The organism is Streptomyces sp. NBC_01498 (assembly GCF_036327775.1).
Taxonomy (GTDB): Bacteria; Actinomycetota; Actinomycetes; order Streptomycetales; family Streptomycetaceae; genus Streptomyces.
Map to the genome: position 1 here is coordinate 4,042,982 of NZ_CP109598.1, position 16,117 is coordinate 4,059,098.

The window sequence follows — 16,117 nt, forward strand, 5'->3', positions numbered from 1 at the left end:
GAACCCGCCCCCGCCCCTGAACAGGAACCCCTCCCGGCACGGGAAGCCGCCCCTGAGCAGGAACCGGACCCCGAACAGGAAGCCGGCCCGGCCGAGTTGACCGGGCGGGATCGCGCCGTCCTCGCCGTGGAGCGGCGCTCGTGGCCCGGCCCCGGCGCCAAGGAGCGGGAGATCCGTGAGCGGCTCGGCATGTCGCCGACCCGCTACTACCAGCTGCTGGGCGTCCTCCTGGACGACCCGCTGGCCCTGGCCCACGACCCGGTGACCGTCAACCGGCTGCGCCGGATCAGGGACGACCGCCGCGCCCGCCGCTGAGCGGAGGTTCCGGCCGCGTTCCGGAGCCGTACGCGGATAGGGTCGGCGCATGGGCAGCCACCCGAACCCCCTGCCGACCCCCGTCACCCCCGCCGGCGCCGACGGCCTGGCCGCGCTTCTCGCCCGGCCCGGAAAGGCCGTCGTCGCGCTCGACTTCGACGGCACGCTCGCCGACATCGTCCCCGACCCCGAACAGACCCGCGCCCACCCCGGCGCGGTCCCGGCGCTCGTCGCACTCGCCCCGCACGTCGCGTCCGTCGCGGTGATCACCGGCCGCCCGGCCGAGGTCGCCGTACGGTACGGCGGCTTCGCCGGTGTCCCCGGCCTGGAACACCTCGTCGTCCTCGGCCACTACGGCGCCGAACGCTGGGACGCCGTCACCGGCACCGTACGCACCCCGGAACCGCACCCCGGCGTCGACGCCGCCCGCGACGAACTCCCGCGCCTGCTCGAACAGTTCGACGCGTCGCGCGGCGCGTGGATCGAGGAGAAGGGCCGCGCGGTCGCCGTCCACACCCGCCGCGCCGCCGACCCCCAGGGCGCCTTCGAGGCCCTGCGCGAACCCCTCGCCGACCTGGCGCACCGGCACGGCCTGATGCTCGAACCGGGCCGTCTGGTCCTGGAGTTGCGCCCGCCCGGCATGGACAAGGGCGTGGCCCTGACGGAGTACGTACGCGAGGTGGGAGCCGAGACGGTCGTCTACGGCGGCGACGACCTCGGCGACCTCCCGGCCTTCGCGGCGGTCGACTCCCTGCGCGCGAAGGGCCGTCCGGGCCTGCTCCTGTGCAGCGGTACGGGAGAGGTGCCCGAACTCGCCGCGAAGGCCGACCTCGTGCTTCCCGGCCCCGAGGCACTGACCGACTTCCTCGCGGCCGTTGCGGCCCGCCTCTGAGCCACCGAACTCCCCTCCCCCGCAGGTCCGGCCCCTCGAAACACGGGAGACCCCGGCCCGCCCGCCACACGGGCGCCCGGGGCACGCCCGCGCGTTCAGCCCTCCCGCAGCGCGTCCAGCTGGTCCAGGAACCAGCGCTGCGGCGGCAGCGCCGTCGCCGCGGCGGCCAGGCGCTTCGTCCGGGCCGCCCGGTCGTCGGCGTTCATCGTCAGCCCCTCGTGGAGCGCCGCCGCCGTGGCGCTCACGTCGTACGGATTCACCACCAGCGCGTCCTCGCCCAGCTCCTCGTACGCGCCCGCCTCCCGCGACAGCACCAGCGCGCAGCCGTTCTCGGAGACGACCGGGATCTCCTTCGCGACCAGGTTCATGCCGTCGCGGATCGGGTTGACCAGCGCCACGTCCGCGAGGCGGTAGGAGGCCAGCGAGCGCGCGAAGTCGTCCTTGACGTGCAGCACCACGGGCGTCCAACCGGGCGTGCCGTACGTCGCGTTGATCTCGTCGGCGACCTCCTGGACCCGCGCCGTGTAGTCGCGGTAGACTGCGAGGTCCTGCCGGGACGGGTAGGCGAACGCCACATGCGTCACCCGCTCCCGCCACTCCGGCCGGTCGGCCAGCAGCTGCCGGTAGGCGAGCATGCCGCGCACGATGTTCTTCGACAGCTCCGTACGGTCCACCCGTACGACCGTGCGGCGCGGCGTCCCCTCGTGCTCCCCGATCTGCGCCCGCAGCTCGGCCAGCCGCTCGTCCACGTCTGGCCGGTGCGCGCGCTCCCGCAGGAAGTCCGCGTCGGCGCCCAGCCCGTGCACCCCGATCCGGGTCTTGCCCGTCCCGCCCAGCAGCTCGTCGCAGCAGGCGGTGAACGCGTCGGCCCACCGGTGGGTCAGGAACGCGGCGCGGTCGGCGCCGAGGATCCCGCGCAGCAGCTGGCGCGCCACGTCGTCCGGCAGCAGCCGGAAGTAGTCGACCGGCGCCCACGGGGTGTGCGTGAAGTGCCCGATCCGCAGGTCGGGGCGGAGCGCCCGGAGCATGCCGGGCACCAGTGCCAGGTGGTAGTCCTGGATCAGTACGGCGGCGCCGTCGGCGGCCTCGTCGGCCAGGGCCTCCGCGAAGGCGCGGTTGTACGTCTCGTACGCCGCCCACTTCGCCCGGAACTCCGGGCCGAAGGCCGGCTCCAGCGGGGTCTGGTAGAGCAGGTGGTGGACGAACCAGAGCGTGGAGTTCGCGACGCCGTTGTACGCGTCCGCGTACACCTCCGGCGGGATGCCCAGCATCCGTACGCGCTGCCCGCCCGTGTCCCCGGTGTCGAGCCGGCCGCCCGTGCGCCGGACGGCCTCGCGGTCGCCGTCGCCGAGCGCTGCGCAGACCCACACGGCGTCCGTGTCGGGGCCGATGGCCGACAGGCCGGAGACGAGACCGCCGCCGCCCCGCCCGGCGCTGAGGGCGCCGTCCTCGCCGAGCGTGTACGAGACGGGGCCGCGGTTGGACGCGACGAGGACCTGGGCGGCGTGCGCGGAGACCATGTGGCGAAACCTAGCCCGTCGTGGAAACGCTCAAACGTACGGTTCAGGTCGGCGAGGATCAGCCACGGTCCCGGCCGCGCGCCGCGGCCAGCGCCACCACCCCCGCCCCGACCAGGGCGAGCGCCATACCGCCCAGCAGCCAGAGCTGTTCCGAGGTCAGGCCCAGCGCGGTCGCGGCGGTGGCCAGGGCAGTCATCGACATGCCAGGCAGACTAGTTTAAATATAGGCAAATCATACGAATGGGCCGGTCAGGCGGCGCGCCGTGCCTCGTACTCCGCGATCTCCCGCATCGGCGGACGCTCCTCCGTGTCCACCGCGTACGTACGGGGCTCGAAGCCCGCCTCGCCCCGCACGAACTGCGTCAGCTCCGGCCGCACCAGATGCCCCCGCGACAGCCGCAGCTGCGCCGTCCGGTAGATCGCCGCCGCCATCCGCCCCAGCGCCTGCCCGTCCTGGTGCCGGTGCCGGCGCACCCCCACGTCGACCTGGCCGAGCGCGTCCAGCCCCACCGTGTGCAACGCGTCCACCAGCAGCCCCAGCTCCACCCCGTACCCCACCGGGAACGGCAGCCGCTCCAGCAGCGAGCGCCGTACCGCGTACTCACCGCCCAGCGGCTGTACGAACCCCGCCAGCAGCGGCCAGTGCAGATTCAGCAGCGGGCGCGCCACCAGCTCGGTCACCCGGCCGCCCTGCCCCGGCAGCTCGCCCGCCCGGCGCGTCCGCCCCGGCCCGTCGCCCAGCGGCCCCTCGCCCGGCGGCCGGTCGGCGAGCGGCCCGTCGCCGAGCGGCCGGTCGTACATGGCCTTCACGAACTGCACGTCCGGATCGGTCAGCAGCGGCCCCACGGTCCCCGACACGAACGCCGCCGAGAAGTCCCGCAGATCCGCGTCCACGAAGCACACGATGTCGCCGCTCGTCACCAGCAGCGAGCGCCACAGCACCTCGCCCTTGCCCGGCACGGCCGGCAGCCCCGGCAGGATGTCGTCCCGGTGCACCACCCGCGCCCCGGCCGCCGCCGCGACCGCCCCCGTACGGTCGGTCGACCCCGAGTCGATCACCACCAGCTCGTCCACCAGCGGCACGGGTCCCGCCATCAGCTCGTGCCGGATCACGGACACGATCCGGCCGACCGTCGCCTCCTCGTTCAGTGCCGGGAGCACCACGCTGACCTGCGCACCCTTCTTGGCGGCGACCAGCCGGTCCACCGGCCGGTCCGCCGCCGACCAGGACCGCCGGTCCAGCCAGCGCTCCACCTCTTGCAGCACGTGATCTCCATCTCGCGGATCGGACGAGAGTCTCAACCGTCCAGGGGTTCGGTTACAGTTTTGAACAACGCGGATGACCGTCGCATGCCGGGGGTCGTCACGCTGACAATCGAATACCGCTCATCCAGAGGGGCAGAGGGAAACGGCCCGTTGAAGCCCCGGCAACCCTCCCGCCGACCGCGAGGTCACGGTGGGGAAGGTGCCAATTCCGTCTCGCGGCGAGATGCGTCGCGAGGAAGATGAGGAAAGGGCCTCGCCTTCATGGCTGCGCAGACTGTTCACCACACTTCTCAGAACGCCTCCCCGAGCGCCTCCCGGGCCGCCGACGGCACTGACACCCCCGCCACCGACGCCCCCGCCGCCGCGACCGTCGACCTCGGACCCGCCGCCGCCCTCTCCTGCCGCGAATGCGGGGAACGCTTCGCACTCGGCCCGATCTTCGCCTGCGAGAGCTGTTTCGGCCCGCTCGAAGTGGCCTACGACCTGCCGACGGGCGACCCCGAGGACCTGAAGAGGCGCATCGCCGCCGGTCCCGACAACATCTGGCGCTACGCCCCGCTGCTGCCCGTCCCCGCCGACGTGGCGTCCAAGCCCAACATCAACCCCGGCTTCACCAAGCTCGTCCGGGCCGACAACCTCGCCCGCGAACTCGGCGTGACCGGCGGGCTGTACGTGAAGGACGACTCCGGCAACCCGACGCACTCCTTCAAGGACCGTGTCGTCGCCATCGCCGTCGAGGCCGCCCGCGCCTTCGGCTTCACCACGCTCTCCTGCTCCTCCACCGGCAACCTCGCGGGCGCCGTCGGCGCCGCCGCCGCCCGCGCCGGTTTCCGCTCCTGCGTGTTCATCCCGCACGACCTGGAGCAGGGCAAGGTCGTGATGGCCGCGATCTACGGCGGCGAACTCGTCGGCATCAAGGGCAACTACGACGACGTGAACCGTTTCTGCTCCGAGCTGATCGGGGACCCGCTGGGCGAGGGCTGGGGCTTCGTCAACGTCAACCTGCGCCCGTACTACGGCGAGGGCTCCAAGACCCTCGCGTACGAGATCTGCGAACAGCTCGGTTGGAAGCTGCCCGACCAGCTCGTCATCCCCGTCGCGTCCGGCTCCCAGCTGACGAAGATCGACAAGGGGCTGAAGGAGCTGATCGCGCTCGGCCTGGTCGAGGAGAAGCCGTACAAGATCTTCGGCGCGCAGGCCGAGGGCTGCTCGCCGGTCTCGGTCGCCTTCAAGGCCGGTCACGACGTCGTACGGCCGCAGAAGCCGGACACGATCGCCAAGTCGCTGGCGATCGGCAACCCGGCCGACGGCCCGTACGTCCTGGACATCACCCGCCGCACGGGCGGCGCCGTCGAGGACGTGGACGACGAGCAGATCGTGGACGCGATCAAGCTGCTCGCGCGCACCGAGGGGATCTTCGCCGAGACGGCGGGCGGGGTGACCGTGGGGGTGACGCGCAAGCTCATCGAGAGCGGGCTGCTCGACCCGGCGCTCACGACGGTCGTGCTGAACACGGGTGACGGGCTGAAGACGCTGGACGCCGTGGCGCCCACGACCGGGCCGACCGCGACGATTCCGCCGAGCCTCGACGCGTTCCGTGACGCGGGTCTGGCGCGTTGAGCCTCACGACGCCCGGTGTCCGGTCCCCGGACGCCGCCCGCAGTCCGCTCCGCCAGCTCCGTCACTTCCCGGAAGGCAGTAACCGATGAGTGTGAACGTCCGTATTCCGACCATCCTCCGTACGTACACCGGCGGCAAGGCCGAGGTTCCGGCCGAGGGCGCGACCCTGTCCCAGGTGATCGAGTCCCTGGAGGCGAACCACCCGGGCATCGCCGCCCGCGTCCTGGACGACGGAGGCAAGCTCCGGCGCTTCGTCAACGTGTACGTCAACGACGACGACGTCCGGTTCGAGCAGGGCCTGGAGACCGCCACGCCGGACGGCGCCGGCATCTCGATCATCCCGGCGGTCGCCGGCGGCTGAACGGCACGCACGGTGAACGGTGTTGCCCCCTCCGCGAGAGAAGCGGAGGGGGCAATTCCATGAGGTTGAACGCGGTACAGTTGGGGTAGGCCCGCCGCCGCCCATGCCCCGAGCATATGAGTTCGGGACAAGATGCGGTCGAAGTACGGACGTCATTTGCGCAGTTTCTTGCGTTATGCCCGGCCCGACTTGCCCCTGATGGCCCGGCAATTCACCCCTTCGCGTATTCCGCCATGCCCAGAATTCTCGTCCGATTGCCCTGTTGCAGAGGGCAGTTGGGCAGATACATTCAGCCGCGGTCGACGCGTTCCGGCGCGAAGTGCGGTCCCGCGCAGGGGCCAGTAATAGGGGAGTTGGGCATGGCTCAGGGCACCGTCAAGTGGTTCAACGCGGAGAAGGGCTACGGCTTCATCGCGGTCGACGGTGGTGCGGATGTATTCGTCCACTACAGCGCGATCCAGATGGACGGCTACCGCACCCTTGAAGAAGGTCAGCGAGTGGAGTTCGAGATCTCGCAGGGCCAGAAGGGTCCGCAGGCGGACATGGTCAAGCTCGCCGTCTGATCTCGGCGCGATCGGCCACCGACGCACGCACACACCGACGAGGGGCCCGTATCCCACCAGGGATACGGGCCCCTCGCGCGTGCGTCGCCGGCCGCTGCCTCCGCCGCGCGGGTGTCCACCCCGCCACGGCTCCTCGCGTGCGTGCCGCCGGCCCGGACGGCGCTGCCGGGTCCGGGTCCGTCCCGACGGCAGGGCACTCCCGTGCGCGCCGCGGCCCCCGTCGGGCCCGGGGCGCACGGGAGTCCGACCAGCGGTCCCTCGGGAGTCGCTTGCACTCTCGGGGGTCGAGTGCTAATCATTGGCGTTAGCACTCTGCAGGTGAGAGTGACAACTTATGGACCGGGTCGACGAGGCCCGAAGCCCTGTGGGGAAGGAACCGCAGGGCTCTCGGGCCGTCCGTCGCGGGCGTTGGCACGGTCCGGAGAAATCCACCCCCTGTCCGGGAGGACCACTTCACATGGCCAAGATCATCGCGTTCGACGAGGAGGCACGGCGCGGTCTCGAGCGCGGGATGAACCAGCTCGCCGACGCCGTCAAGGTCACCCTTGGCCCCAAGGGCCGTAACGTCGTCCTCGAGAAGAAGTGGGGCGCCCCCACGATCACCAACGATGGTGTCTCCATCGCCAAGGAGATCGAGCTCGAGGACCCGTACGAGAAGATCGGCGCCGAGCTGGTCAAGGAAGTCGCCAAGAAGACGGACGACGTCGCCGGCGACGGTACGACCACCGCGACCGTGCTGGCCCAGGCGCTGGTCCGCGAGGGCCTGCGCAACGTGGCCGCCGGCGCCAACCCGATGGCCCTCAAGCGCGGCATCGAGAAGGCCATCGAGGCCGTCTCCGGTGCGCTCCTGGAGCAGGCCAAGGACGTGGAGACCAAGGAGCAGATCGCTTCGACGGCCTCCATCTCCGCCGCCGACACCCAGATCGGCGAGCTCATCGCCGAGGCGATGGACAAGGTCGGCAAGGAAGGCGTCATCACCGTCGAGGAGTCGCAGACCTTCGGTCTCGAGCTTGAGCTCACCGAGGGCATGCGCTTCGACAAGGGCTACATCTCGGCGTACTTCGCCACCGACATGGAGCGTATGGAGGCGTCGCTCGACGACCCGTACATCCTGATCGTCAACTCCAAGATCGGCAGCGTCAAGGACGTTCTGCCGCTCCTGGAGAAGGTCATCCAGTCGGGCAAGCCGCTGCTGATCATCGCCGAGGACGTCGAGGGCGAGGCGCTCTCCACCCTCGTCGTCAACAAGATCAAGGGCACCTTCAAGTCCGTCGCCGTCAAGGCCCCGGGCTTCGGTGACCGCCGCAAGGCGATGCTGAACGACATCGCCATCCTCACCGGCGGCACGGTCATCTCCGAGGAGGTCGGCCTCAAGCTGGAGAACGCCGGTCTCGACCTGCTGGGCCGTGCCCGCAAGGTCGTCATCACCAAGGACGAGACCACCATCGTCGACGGTGCCGGTGACAGCGAGCAGGTCGCCGGTCGCGTGAACCAGATCCGTGCCGAGATCGAGAACTCGGACTCGGACTACGATCGCGAGAAGCTCCAGGAGCGCCTGGCGAAGCTGGCCGGCGGCGTGGCCGTCATCAAGGCCGGTGCCGCCACCGAGGTCGAGCTCAAGGAGCGCAAGCACCGCATCGAGGACGCGGTGCGCAACGCCAAGGCCGCCGTCGAGGAGGGCATCGTCGCCGGTGGTGGCGTGGCTCTGCTCCAGGCCGGCTCGGTGTTCGAGAAGCTTGAGCTCGAAGGCGACGAGGCGACGGGTGCGAACATCGTCAAGCTCGCGCTGGAGGCTCCGCTCAAGCAGATCGCCGTCAACGGTGGTCTCGAGGGTGGCGTCATCGTCGAGAAGGTCCGCAACCTGCCGATCGGTCACGGCCTGAACGCCGCGACCGGCGAGTACGTGGACATGATCGCCGAGGGCATCATCGACCCGGCGAAGGTCACGCGCTCCGCGCTTCAGAACGCGGCGTCCATCGCGGCGCTGTTCCTGACCACCGAGGCCGTCATCGCCGACAAGCCGGAGAAGGCCGCCGCGGGCGGCGCGCCGGGCGGCATGCCGGGCGGTGACATGGACTTCTGATCCTGACGGATCGGTGGTTCATGGCGTAGCGCATACGCACACGCACACGCACGAACCGAGGGCGGCACTCCCGAAAGGGGGCGCCGCCCTCGGGGCGTTTCCGGTGCGAGTCCGGTGCGGGCTCAGGTGGCGTAGTTCTTGAGCTCGTCGGTGTCCAGGGTGATGCCGACGGGGTCGGGGAGCTTGACGGCGGCGCCGTAGGGGTGGGCGATGCTGGCCTTGTACCCGCTCGCCTGCGGGTTGGTGAAGACGACCAGTTCGTTGGCGTCGCAGTCGATCAGGAGATAGACGGGGACGTCATGTTCGTTATCCGGATGCGCTAGACCGTCGACACGGTGTGTCGCAACTCGGTGACGAAAAGTCATCTCCCCTGGTGTGGAGCCCACTTGACCGCGTGAGTAGCCCGTCCGGCGGCAGAGGTGACCGACCCTTACGACTCCGGGGCCCGGTACGGCGGGATCGGGTGGGAGTCCGTCGAGCGGGTGACGTACGCGAGGCCGTCGTACGCGTGGGACGGGCGGACCGGGGTGGTCTCGCGGCGGTAGAACCAGCGCGTCACCAGGGCACCGAACTCACGGGTCTCGTGCGTCGCGGCGGCCCACTCCCGAACCGCGCGGGGCGCGTCCTCCGCCGTCGCCGGGCGGAGGTCCAGCAGGTGGTCGTGGGGGGTGGCGGTGGCGAGCCGGGCCTCCAGGGAGGTCGCCGGGGGCGCGCCCAGGGGGTTGCCCTCGGCGGTCCGGCCGGTGAGGCCGCCGACGCCGCTCCACGGGCCGGGCCAGAGGCGGTGGGCGCGGAAGGTGCCCTCGCCGAAGAGCAGCCCGAGGGCGTAGTACGCGTCGCCGTGCCCCTCGCGCAGATGCTCGCCCAGCGGCGGCGCGCCGGCCTCGGTGGACGAACGGCCTTTCGCGACATGGCTGTTGTGGCCCCAGAGCACCACCTTGGCCGCGGGGTCCGTCAGGATCTCCCCGACGGCCTCGGCCATGTACCGGTCACGGGCGGCGGCGACCGTGCGCTCCGGGTCGGCGTGCTGTCCGCCGCGCGTCACCAGGTCCGCGGCCCGCACCAGGATCCGTGCGTGCCGCACCGCGACGGCACCGGCCGGGGTGGACTCGTACTCGCGTACGGCCTCCAGCAGGTTCACCGCCTCACGCATCAGCCGCTGCTCGGGATCGGGGCGCGAGCCCGGATAGGCGGTGGCGAGCACCCCGAGCCTGGCGTGCAGGTCGGGCAGCCGTTCGGGCGCCACGCTGGTCAGGAACGCTTCGAGTACGGCCAGCGAGTCCCCGGAGCGCTGCGGGTCGATGCCCGCGAACCGGACCTGTTCGCTCTCCGGCCGCCCCGCGTTGTACACGCGCATCCACTCGAACATGCTCAGGACCTCTTCGGTGCGCCAGGTCCAGAACCCGAGCCCGGTCAGGACCTGCGCGGCGTCGCCGACCCCGCCCCGCACGTACGCGTCGACGGCAGGCCCGGCGGACGCGCTCGCCTCCATGGCCAGCGTCGTGAAGCCCAGCTCCGTCACCAGGTACTCCAGCAGCCGGTGCTTCAGCCGGAAGAACTCGCTCGTGCCGTGGGTCGACTCGCCGAGCCCCACGATCCGTACGCCGTCGAGAACCCCCTTGAGCGACCGGAGATCGTCGGCCGGCGTACCGGCGGAGAGGCCCCCGGTCAGGGGTACGGCGTGGGCCGCCAGCCACCGGGTCACCTCGTCGGAGTCCTCGACCGACGTCTTGACGGATGCCTTGCCGGTGGTCACCTCATCGGTCACCCCGCCGGTCGCCGCGCTGGTCACCTTGTCGGGCGTCTCGCTGGTCACTCCGCCGGTCGCCGCGCTGGTCACCTTGTCGGGCGTCTCGCTGGTCACTCCGCCGGTTGCCGCGTCGGCCGCCTTGTCGGGCGTCTCGCTGGTCACTCCGCCGGTCGCCGCGCTGGTCACCTTGTCGGGCGTCTCGCTGGTCACTCCGCCGGTTGCCGCGTCGGCCATCTTGTCGGGCGTCTCGCTGGTCACTCCGCCGGTTGCCGCGTCGGCCGCCTTGTCGGGCGTCTCGCTGGTCACTCCGCCGGTCGCCGCGCTGGTCACCTTGTCGGGCGTCTCGCTGGTCACTCCGCCGGTTGCCGCGTCGGCCATCTTGTCGGGCGTCTCGCTGGTCACTCCGCCGGTTGCCGCGTCGGCCGCCTTGTCGGGCGTCTCGCTGGTCACTCCGCTGGTCACCTTGTCGGGCGTCTCGCTGGTCACTCCGCCGGTTGCCGCGTCGGCCGCCTTGTCGGGCGTCTCGCCGGACACCGCCCCGGTCACCTCGCCGGACCCGTCGTGGGACACCTCGTCGGACACGGTCTCCCGATCATTCGCTGCCATGCCGCCGAGGCTACATCCGGACCCCGTCCGACTCCGCGCGGGGAACTCGGCGGCGGGTGCGGTGCGTTACGTGCGCATAGCGCACCGGAGTTGTCCCTGTCCCCAGGCACCCCCGAAGCCCCGGAGGCTCCAGACCATGTCCCTGACACCCCCCAGTCCCTCGCGTCGGTCCCTGCTCGGCGGCGCCGCCGCCACGTTCGCGCTCGCCGCCACGGCGGCCGGCGCGGGCACGGCCGCGGCGCACACCCGCCCGACACGCCCCGGCGGCCCCGGCCCCGGTCGTCCCGGGCACCCGTCCTGGCCGACCGAGTTCCCGCTGCCCGACGGCTTCCGCCCCGAGGGCATCGCCATCGGCAGCGGCCCGTACGCCTACGTGGGCTCCCTCGCCGACGGCTCGATCCACCGCGCCGACCTGCGGACCGGCGAGGGCAGTACCGTCCTCGCGGGCGCGACGGGCGGCGCCGCGACCGGCCTGAAGCTCGACCACGACGGCCTGCTCCACATCTCGGGCGGCGTGAGCGGCTCCATCCGGGTCCTCGACACCCGTACGAACCGGCTCACCGCCACATACCGGCCGACGACCACCGGCTTCGTCAACGACGTGATCCTGTACGGCGACCGGGCCTGGTTCACCAACTCGTACGCCCCTGTCCTCTACACCGTCCCGCGCGGGCGCGGCGGGCGCCGCGGCGATCTCCGGGAAGTCCCGCTCGGCGGCGAATGGGAGCAGGCGCCCACCGGCATCAGCGCCAACGGCATCGAGACGACCCCCGACGGCCGCGCGCTGATCGTCGTCAACGGCCCGGCGGGCAAGCTCTTTCGCGTCGACCCCAAGACCGGGCACGCCACGCTGATCACCCTGCGCGGCGCGTCCGACGTCCTCAACGGCGACGGGCTGGTGCGGGTGGGCCGCACGCTGTACGTGGTCCAGAACCGGCTCAACCTCCTCACCGCCTTCGACCTCGACCCCCGCGCCCGCACGGCGACCCTCCGCCGCTCGATCACGGACCCCCGCTTCGACGTCCCGACGACGGCGGCCCGCCTCGGCGACCGCCTCTACCTCGTCAACGCCCGCTTCACGACGACCCCGACCCCGGAGACGACGTACAACGCCATCGCCGTACCGCTGCGTTGAGGATTCGCTTTCGCGGGCGGTACGGGGGGTACGCCGACCGTCGTGCTCAGCGGCATTGAGCGGCGTTGAGCGGCATTCAGTGGCACAGAGCGTCGTTCGGGGGCCGACGGGTGACGGCTGTCCCCCGGCAGCCGCCCGTCCACCCGCACACGCACACGTGCGTATCCGCATCCGCATCCGCATCCGCAGGCCGGGTCAGAGGCCGAAGCCGTCCAGCAGGCCCGAGTACTTCTTCGGGGGTGGCGTCGCGTACTCGCCCCGTTTGCTCGTCCGCAGGCCCAGTGACAGCAGGGACTCGACCAGCTTCACCGCCGCGCCCACGCCGTCGACCACCGGGGTGGCGGTCGCGTGGGTGAGGGCCGGGGCGAGCGGGGCCATACCCGCGCAGCCCAGGACGAGGACGTCGCAGTCGTCCTCGGCCACTGCCGCCGCGCACGCCTCGGTCACGGTGCGCACCGTGACCGGGGCCGGGTCGTCGAGGTCCAGTACGGGGATGTCGCACGCGTGCACACCCCGGCAGGCGTCCGCGAAGCCGTAGCGGCGTGCCAGGTCCCAGGCGCGCCCGGCGGTCCGGGGCAGGGTGGTCACGACGCTGAAGCTCCGGCCGAGCAGTACCGCCGTGTGCATCGCGGCCTCGGCGATCCCGACCACCGGACCGGCCGCCAGTTCGCGGGCGGCGTCGAGGCCCGGGTCGCCGAAGCAGGCGATGACGTATCCCTCGTCGCCCGCCGCCTCGCCCGCCGCGATCTCCGCGAGCAGTCCGGGGACTGCCAGCGCCTCGTCGTAGTGGCTCTCGATGGACTCCGGCCCCATCGCCGGGCCGGTGGCGGTGACGACGGTCGACGGCGCGGCGGCGGCCCTCGCGTGCCGGCCGATGGTGTCCGTCATGCCCTGGCTGGTGTTGGGGTTGATCACCCGGATGCGTGTCATCGGGCCGACACCTGGCCCGTATTTCGGTCCTCGTCCTCGTCCGGCTCCGGGCCGGGGCCCGAGTCCGGGGTCTCGTCCACCGTGTCCATCGTTTCCACCACGATCTGCGGCGATCGCCGCTCCAGCGCGACGAACGCCAGGAAGCCCAGCCCGCAGCCGATGAACCAGCTGTAGTCGGAGACCTCGGTGAGGTCCACCGTGCTGAGTTCGAGGTCGAGCAGCAGCTTGGGGACGAGGACGGACGCGATCGCCGGTATCCCGCTGAGGGCGGTCGCCCAGACGGCGTTCGGGTTGTAGCCCCCGCGGAACCAGTAGCGTCCGCCCGGCGAACGCGTGAACAGGTCGTCCACGACGACGTGCTGACGGCCTATCACGTAGTAGCCCGCGATGAGGATGCCGAACAGCGGCCCGATGAGCGCGCCGAGCAGCCCGAGCGTGTAGTGGATCGCCTCCGGGTCGCTGTACCAGTTCCACGGCGTGAGCAGTACGGAACCCACCGCCGCGATCATGCCTCCGGCTCGCCAACTGATCTTCTGCGGGCTCACGTTGGAGAAGTCGAAGGCCGGTGAGATGAAGTTGGCGACGATGTTGATGCCGATGGTCGCGATGACGAAGGTCAGCCCGCCGAGCAGGATCGCGAACGCCGTGTCGATGCGCTCCACGGTGTGGATCGGGTCGGTGATCAGCTCGCCGAAGACCGGGACGGTGGCGGAGGCCGTGACCACGGTCAGCAGGGAGAAGAAGAGGAAGTTGACCGGCAGACCGAGCAGGTTGCCCTTCTTGACGGCGTCGAACGACTTCCCGTAGCGCGCGAAGTCGCCGAAGTTGAGCATCGGTCCGGAGAAGTACGAGACGACCAGCGCGATCGCGCTGAGCATGACCGGGATCGAGGCGCCGAAGCCCAGGCTCTCGCCCTCGGACAGGTTGAAGCTGATGTTCGACCAGCCCGCCTCGCTCACCAGGTACACCGCCAGCACGATCATGACGACGTAGACGGCCGGCCCGGCCCAGTCGATGAAGCGGCGGATGGATTCCATGCCGCGCCAGAAGACGGCGGCCTGGGCGACCCAGAGGATGGCGTAGCAGAGGTAGCCGAGGGCGCTCAGACCCAGAAAGGTCGCGTCGTTCAGCGAGGCGGAGCCCGGCCAGAACTTCAGGAAGATGATCATCAGCGACTGCGAGGCGAGGTACGTCTGCACGCCGTACCAGGCGATCGCGATCAACCCCCGTATGACGGCGGGGATGTTGGCCCCGGCGACACCGAAGACCGCGCGGTTGATCACCGGGTACGGCACGCCCGTGACCTGGCTCGGCTTCGCGACGAGATTGCAGAAGACGTTGACGATGAGGATGCCGACGACGAGCGCGAACAGCACCTGCCAGCTCGCCAGTCCGAGCGCGAACAGGCTGCCCGCGGTGACGTACCCACCGATGCTGTGCACGTCGGACATCCAGAACGCCAGGATGTTGTACGAGGTCCAGGACTGCTTCTTGACGGGGGCGAGGTCGTCGTTGGTGAGGCTGGGGTCGTAGCGGGGCGGCGCGTTCGGGGGGAGCGGGGCGGGTGGAACGGTCGGCGCTGCGGTGTTCTCGGCCATGAATGCCTCCGGGGGCGCTGGAGTAGCGTGGGGCGGCAGGAGCTTTCAACCGGGGCCGTTAAGTCATTCCTTAACAGGGTGCGTCAAGCTAGCACTTGACACCTGGCGATGTTTTTCGGCCGTGTAAAGGATGTGTCGCAATTGGTGGGCGAGCCGCGGGAGTTGGGTCCGGGGTCCTCCGGTACGAAGCCCGGTCCGGAGTTCGGCGCGGAGTTGCGTGCGGAGTTCGGTGCTGAGCCCGGTACGAAGCCTGGTGTGGAGCCGGTTGCGGGGCCGGACACGCGGGTGGACGCGGTCAGTTCCGAACGCCTCGGGCTGCGGCTGCGCGAACTGCGGCTCCGCTCGGGGAAGTCGCTGCGCGCGCTGGCCCGGGAGCTGGGCATCTCGGCGAGCGCGGTGTCGCAGATCGAACTGGGCACCATGCGGCCCTCGGTGAGCCGGCTCATCGCGTACGTCTCGGCGCTCGGCGTACCGCTCGCGGCGGTGTTCGACACGGACGACGCTCCCGCCGTCGAGCGGCGCCTCGCGATCCGCCGCTCGGGGGAGGTCGACCCGATCCTCCTCGACGGTGGAGTCACCTTCCGCAGGCTGTCACCCGCGCCGACGCCGGACGTCGAGTTCTTCGAGTCGGTCTATCCGCCGGGCTCGGTCTCGAACGCGCACGGCCAGTTCCTGCGCCACGACGGGTACGAGGTGGGCACGGTCACGCGGGGCGAACTCACCATCGAACTGGGCCCGTTGACCGTGCCGGACACCGCGCCGGGCGCAGGGGCCGATGCCGTGCCGGGCGTCGCGCCGTCCGCCGGGGCGGACACCGAGACGGTCACCCTCGCCGCCGGTGACTCGATCACGTACCCCTGCCACCGCCCGCACCTCATCGGCAACCGGTCGGACAGCGTGACGGCGGTCGCGACGTGGCTGATCGTCCACCGTTGAAGCCGTTTCGGCATGGCCGTTCGGTCATGCCCGGCACCACTTCCGCACGGAGGAGGGCCGGGGCGGCGGCCGGCACACCTCCGGCGACCTGCGCCTCCTGGTGGACCACGGCGGGGCCGCGATGGTCGAGAAGGACCCGTCATCCGAGTTCCGCCCGTGGGAACACCTGCTGGAGACGTGGCGTGAACCGGACGTGCCCGACGCGTGGCGCGCGGAGATCGATGAAGGGCAGATCGTCTTGGTACCGCCGCCGCAGCGCACCACTACGGCATCGCGGCCAAGGCGCAGCGCACGCCGAACCGAGATATTTCCGAGGAACTGGAGATCTACCGGACCCTCGGCGTACCCATCGCGCCGGTCGACAAGCTCTGTGTGCCCGATCTGGTGGTCCCCGTGTGTCGAACCGGTCGATGAGCGGGTACAGCGGAACGAGCGCGCGGACGTACGCCCGGTAGTTCTTGGTCCGGTCGTCGCGGGCGTTGCCTGGACACCGCCGCGTTTCCCGGCTGACCACGCCTGCCGCTCAGGGCGGGCGACCGAGG

General features: G+C 71.1%; 15 protein-coding genes, 1 pseudogene and 1 riboswitch. Of the genes and pseudogenes, 8 read left to right on the plus strand and 8 right to left on the minus strand.

Translation table 11 applies throughout. From position 1 onward, the window contains the following. The first annotated feature begins 96 nt into the window (after nucleotides 1-96). Together OG875_RS17285 and otsB are read left to right on the plus strand one after the other, a co-directional pair. Nucleotides 97-315 (plus strand): DUF3263 domain-containing protein, encoded by a 219-nt coding sequence (locus OG875_RS17285; protein WP_330177776.1) that lies wholly within the window; start codon nucleotides 97-99, stop codon nucleotides 313-315. A gap of 49 nt (nucleotides 316-364) precedes the next feature. Further along, nucleotides 365-1,207: a trehalose-phosphatase gene (gene otsB, locus OG875_RS17290; protein WP_330175125.1), complete on the plus strand. Its 843-nt coding sequence runs from the start codon at nucleotides 365-367 to the stop codon at nucleotides 1,205-1,207. A gap of 95 nt (nucleotides 1,208-1,302) precedes the next feature. On the opposite strand, the gene OG875_RS17295 is transcribed toward otsB, so the two are convergent. Genes OG875_RS17295 through OG875_RS17305 form a run of 3 tightly spaced genes read right to left on the minus strand, consistent with a single transcriptional unit; the run spans nucleotide 1,303 to nucleotide 3,993 of the window. Next, the gene (locus OG875_RS17295; protein ID WP_330175126.1) at nucleotides 1,303-2,727 is read right to left on the minus strand and encodes an alpha,alpha-trehalose-phosphate synthase (UDP-forming); all 1,425 of its coding nucleotides are present in this window, start codon (nucleotides 2,725-2,727) and stop codon (nucleotides 1,303-1,305) included. Nucleotides 2,728-2,785: 58 nt separating this feature from the next. Beyond that, nucleotides 2,786-2,929 (minus strand): hypothetical protein, encoded by a 144-nt coding sequence (locus tag OG875_RS17300; protein ID WP_330175127.1) that lies wholly within the window; start codon nucleotides 2,927-2,929, stop codon nucleotides 2,786-2,788. 47 nt (nucleotides 2,930-2,976) lie between these two features. Then, complete coding sequence (locus OG875_RS17305; protein WP_330175128.1) at nucleotides 2,977-3,993, minus strand: glucosyl-3-phosphoglycerate synthase; 1,017 nt, start codon at nucleotides 3,991-3,993, stop codon at nucleotides 2,977-2,979. A 117-nt stretch (nucleotides 3,994-4,110) separates the two neighbouring features. Next, nucleotides 4,111-4,239, plus strand: a riboswitch (SAM riboswitch). 15 nt (nucleotides 4,240-4,254) lie between these two features. Between OG875_RS17305 and thrC the strand changes: the two genes are divergently transcribed. From thrC to groL, 4 genes are all read left to right on the plus strand, one after another. Further along, nucleotides 4,255-5,613: a threonine synthase gene (gene thrC, locus OG875_RS17310; protein ID WP_330175129.1), complete on the plus strand. Its 1,359-nt coding sequence runs from the start codon at nucleotides 4,255-4,257 to the stop codon at nucleotides 5,611-5,613. Nucleotides 5,614-5,698: 85 nt separating this feature from the next. Further along, nucleotides 5,699-5,974, plus strand: a complete 276-nt coding sequence (locus OG875_RS17315; protein WP_330175130.1) for a ubiquitin-like small modifier protein 1 — start codon at nucleotides 5,699-5,701, stop codon at nucleotides 5,972-5,974. Between the two features lie 359 nt (nucleotides 5,975-6,333). Then, nucleotides 6,334-6,537 (plus strand): cold-shock protein, encoded by a 204-nt coding sequence (locus tag OG875_RS17320; RefSeq protein ID WP_005315736.1) that lies wholly within the window; start codon nucleotides 6,334-6,336, stop codon nucleotides 6,535-6,537. 457 nt (nucleotides 6,538-6,994) lie between these two features. Next, on the plus strand, nucleotides 6,995-8,620 hold the full coding sequence (gene groL / locus OG875_RS17325; protein ID WP_330175131.1) for a chaperonin GroEL: 1,626 nt from the start codon (nucleotides 6,995-6,997) through the stop codon (nucleotides 8,618-8,620). A gap of 122 nt (nucleotides 8,621-8,742) precedes the next feature. Here groL and OG875_RS17330 read toward each other — a convergent pair whose 3' ends face one another. Together OG875_RS17330 and OG875_RS17335 are read right to left on the minus strand one after the other, a co-directional pair. Next, complete coding sequence (locus OG875_RS17330; protein WP_330175132.1) at nucleotides 8,743-8,985, minus strand: hypothetical protein; 243 nt, start codon at nucleotides 8,983-8,985, stop codon at nucleotides 8,743-8,745. A gap of 65 nt (nucleotides 8,986-9,050) precedes the next feature. Then, the gene (locus OG875_RS17335) at nucleotides 9,051-10,976 is read right to left on the minus strand and encodes an erythromycin esterase family protein (protein WP_330175133.1); all 1,926 of its coding nucleotides are present in this window, start codon (nucleotides 10,974-10,976) and stop codon (nucleotides 9,051-9,053) included. Nucleotides 10,977-11,112: 136 nt separating this feature from the next. Here OG875_RS17335 and OG875_RS17340 point away from each other — a divergent pair, with 136 nt between their 5' ends. Continuing rightward, nucleotides 11,113-12,111 carry a superoxide dismutase gene (locus OG875_RS17340; protein ID WP_330175134.1) on the plus strand — a complete coding sequence of 333 codons (999 nt, stop codon included), beginning with the start codon at nucleotides 11,113-11,115 and terminating at the stop codon, nucleotides 12,109-12,111. Between the two features lie 195 nt (nucleotides 12,112-12,306). Here the strand turns inward: OG875_RS17340 and OG875_RS17345 are convergent, their stop codons facing one another. Both OG875_RS17345 and OG875_RS17350 read right to left on the minus strand, forming a co-directional pair. Then, nucleotides 12,307-13,041, minus strand: a complete 735-nt coding sequence (locus OG875_RS17345; RefSeq protein ID WP_330175135.1) for an aspartate/glutamate racemase family protein — start codon at nucleotides 13,039-13,041, stop codon at nucleotides 12,307-12,309. Further along, on the minus strand, nucleotides 13,038-14,639 hold the full coding sequence (locus tag OG875_RS17350; protein WP_330175136.1) for an NCS1 family nucleobase:cation symporter-1: 1,602 nt from the start codon (nucleotides 14,637-14,639) through the stop codon (nucleotides 13,038-13,040). The genes OG875_RS17345 and OG875_RS17350 overlap by 4 nt, the downstream gene beginning before the upstream one ends. Nucleotides 14,640-14,783: 144 nt before the next feature. On the opposite strand from OG875_RS17350, the gene OG875_RS17355 reads away from it, so the two are divergent. Further along, nucleotides 14,784-15,575 carry a helix-turn-helix domain-containing protein gene (locus OG875_RS17355; protein WP_330177777.1) on the plus strand — a complete coding sequence of 264 codons (792 nt, stop codon included), beginning with the start codon at nucleotides 14,784-14,786 and terminating at the stop codon, nucleotides 15,573-15,575. Nucleotides 15,576-15,960: 385 nt separating this feature from the next. Here the strand turns inward: OG875_RS17355 and OG875_RS17360 are convergent. Continuing rightward, nucleotides 15,961-16,059: pseudogene (locus OG875_RS17360) on the minus strand (Uma2 family endonuclease); the annotation flags it as partial. Nucleotides 16,060-16,117: the final 58 nt, after the last annotated feature.

Bases quoted from the DNA above. Each gene is read 5' to 3' on its own strand.
- otsB (WP_330175125.1), top strand. From the start codon at position 365: ATGGGCAGCCACCCGAACCCCCTGCCGACCCCCGTCACCCCCGCCGGC.
- OG875_RS17295 (WP_330175126.1), bottom strand. From the start codon at position 2,727: ATGGTCTCCGCGCACGCCGCCCAGGTCCTCGTCGCGTCCAACCGCGGC.
- OG875_RS17300 (WP_330175127.1), bottom strand. From the start codon at position 2,929: ATGTCGATGACTGCCCTGGCCACCGCCGCGACCGCGCTGGGCCTGACC.
- thrC (WP_330175129.1), top strand. From the start codon at position 4,255: ATGGCTGCGCAGACTGTTCACCACACTTCTCAGAACGCCTCCCCGAGC.
- OG875_RS17315 (WP_330175130.1), top strand. From the start codon at position 5,699: ATGAGTGTGAACGTCCGTATTCCGACCATCCTCCGTACGTACACCGGC.
- OG875_RS17320 (WP_005315736.1), top strand. From the start codon at position 6,334: ATGGCTCAGGGCACCGTCAAGTGGTTCAACGCGGAGAAGGGCTACGGC.
- groL (WP_330175131.1), top strand. From the start codon at position 6,995: ATGGCCAAGATCATCGCGTTCGACGAGGAGGCACGGCGCGGTCTCGAG.
- OG875_RS17330 (WP_330175132.1), bottom strand. From the start codon at position 8,985: ATGACTTTTCGTCACCGAGTTGCGACACACCGTGTCGACGGTCTAGCG.
- OG875_RS17335 (WP_330175133.1), bottom strand. From the start codon at position 10,976: ATGGCAGCGAATGATCGGGAGACCGTGTCCGACGAGGTGTCCCACGAC.
- OG875_RS17340 (WP_330175134.1), top strand. From the start codon at position 11,113: ATGTCCCTGACACCCCCCAGTCCCTCGCGTCGGTCCCTGCTCGGCGGC.
- OG875_RS17345 (WP_330175135.1), bottom strand. From the start codon at position 13,041: ATGACACGCATCCGGGTGATCAACCCCAACACCAGCCAGGGCATGACG.
- OG875_RS17350 (WP_330175136.1), bottom strand. From the start codon at position 14,639: ATGGCCGAGAACACCGCAGCGCCGACCGTTCCACCCGCCCCGCTCCCC.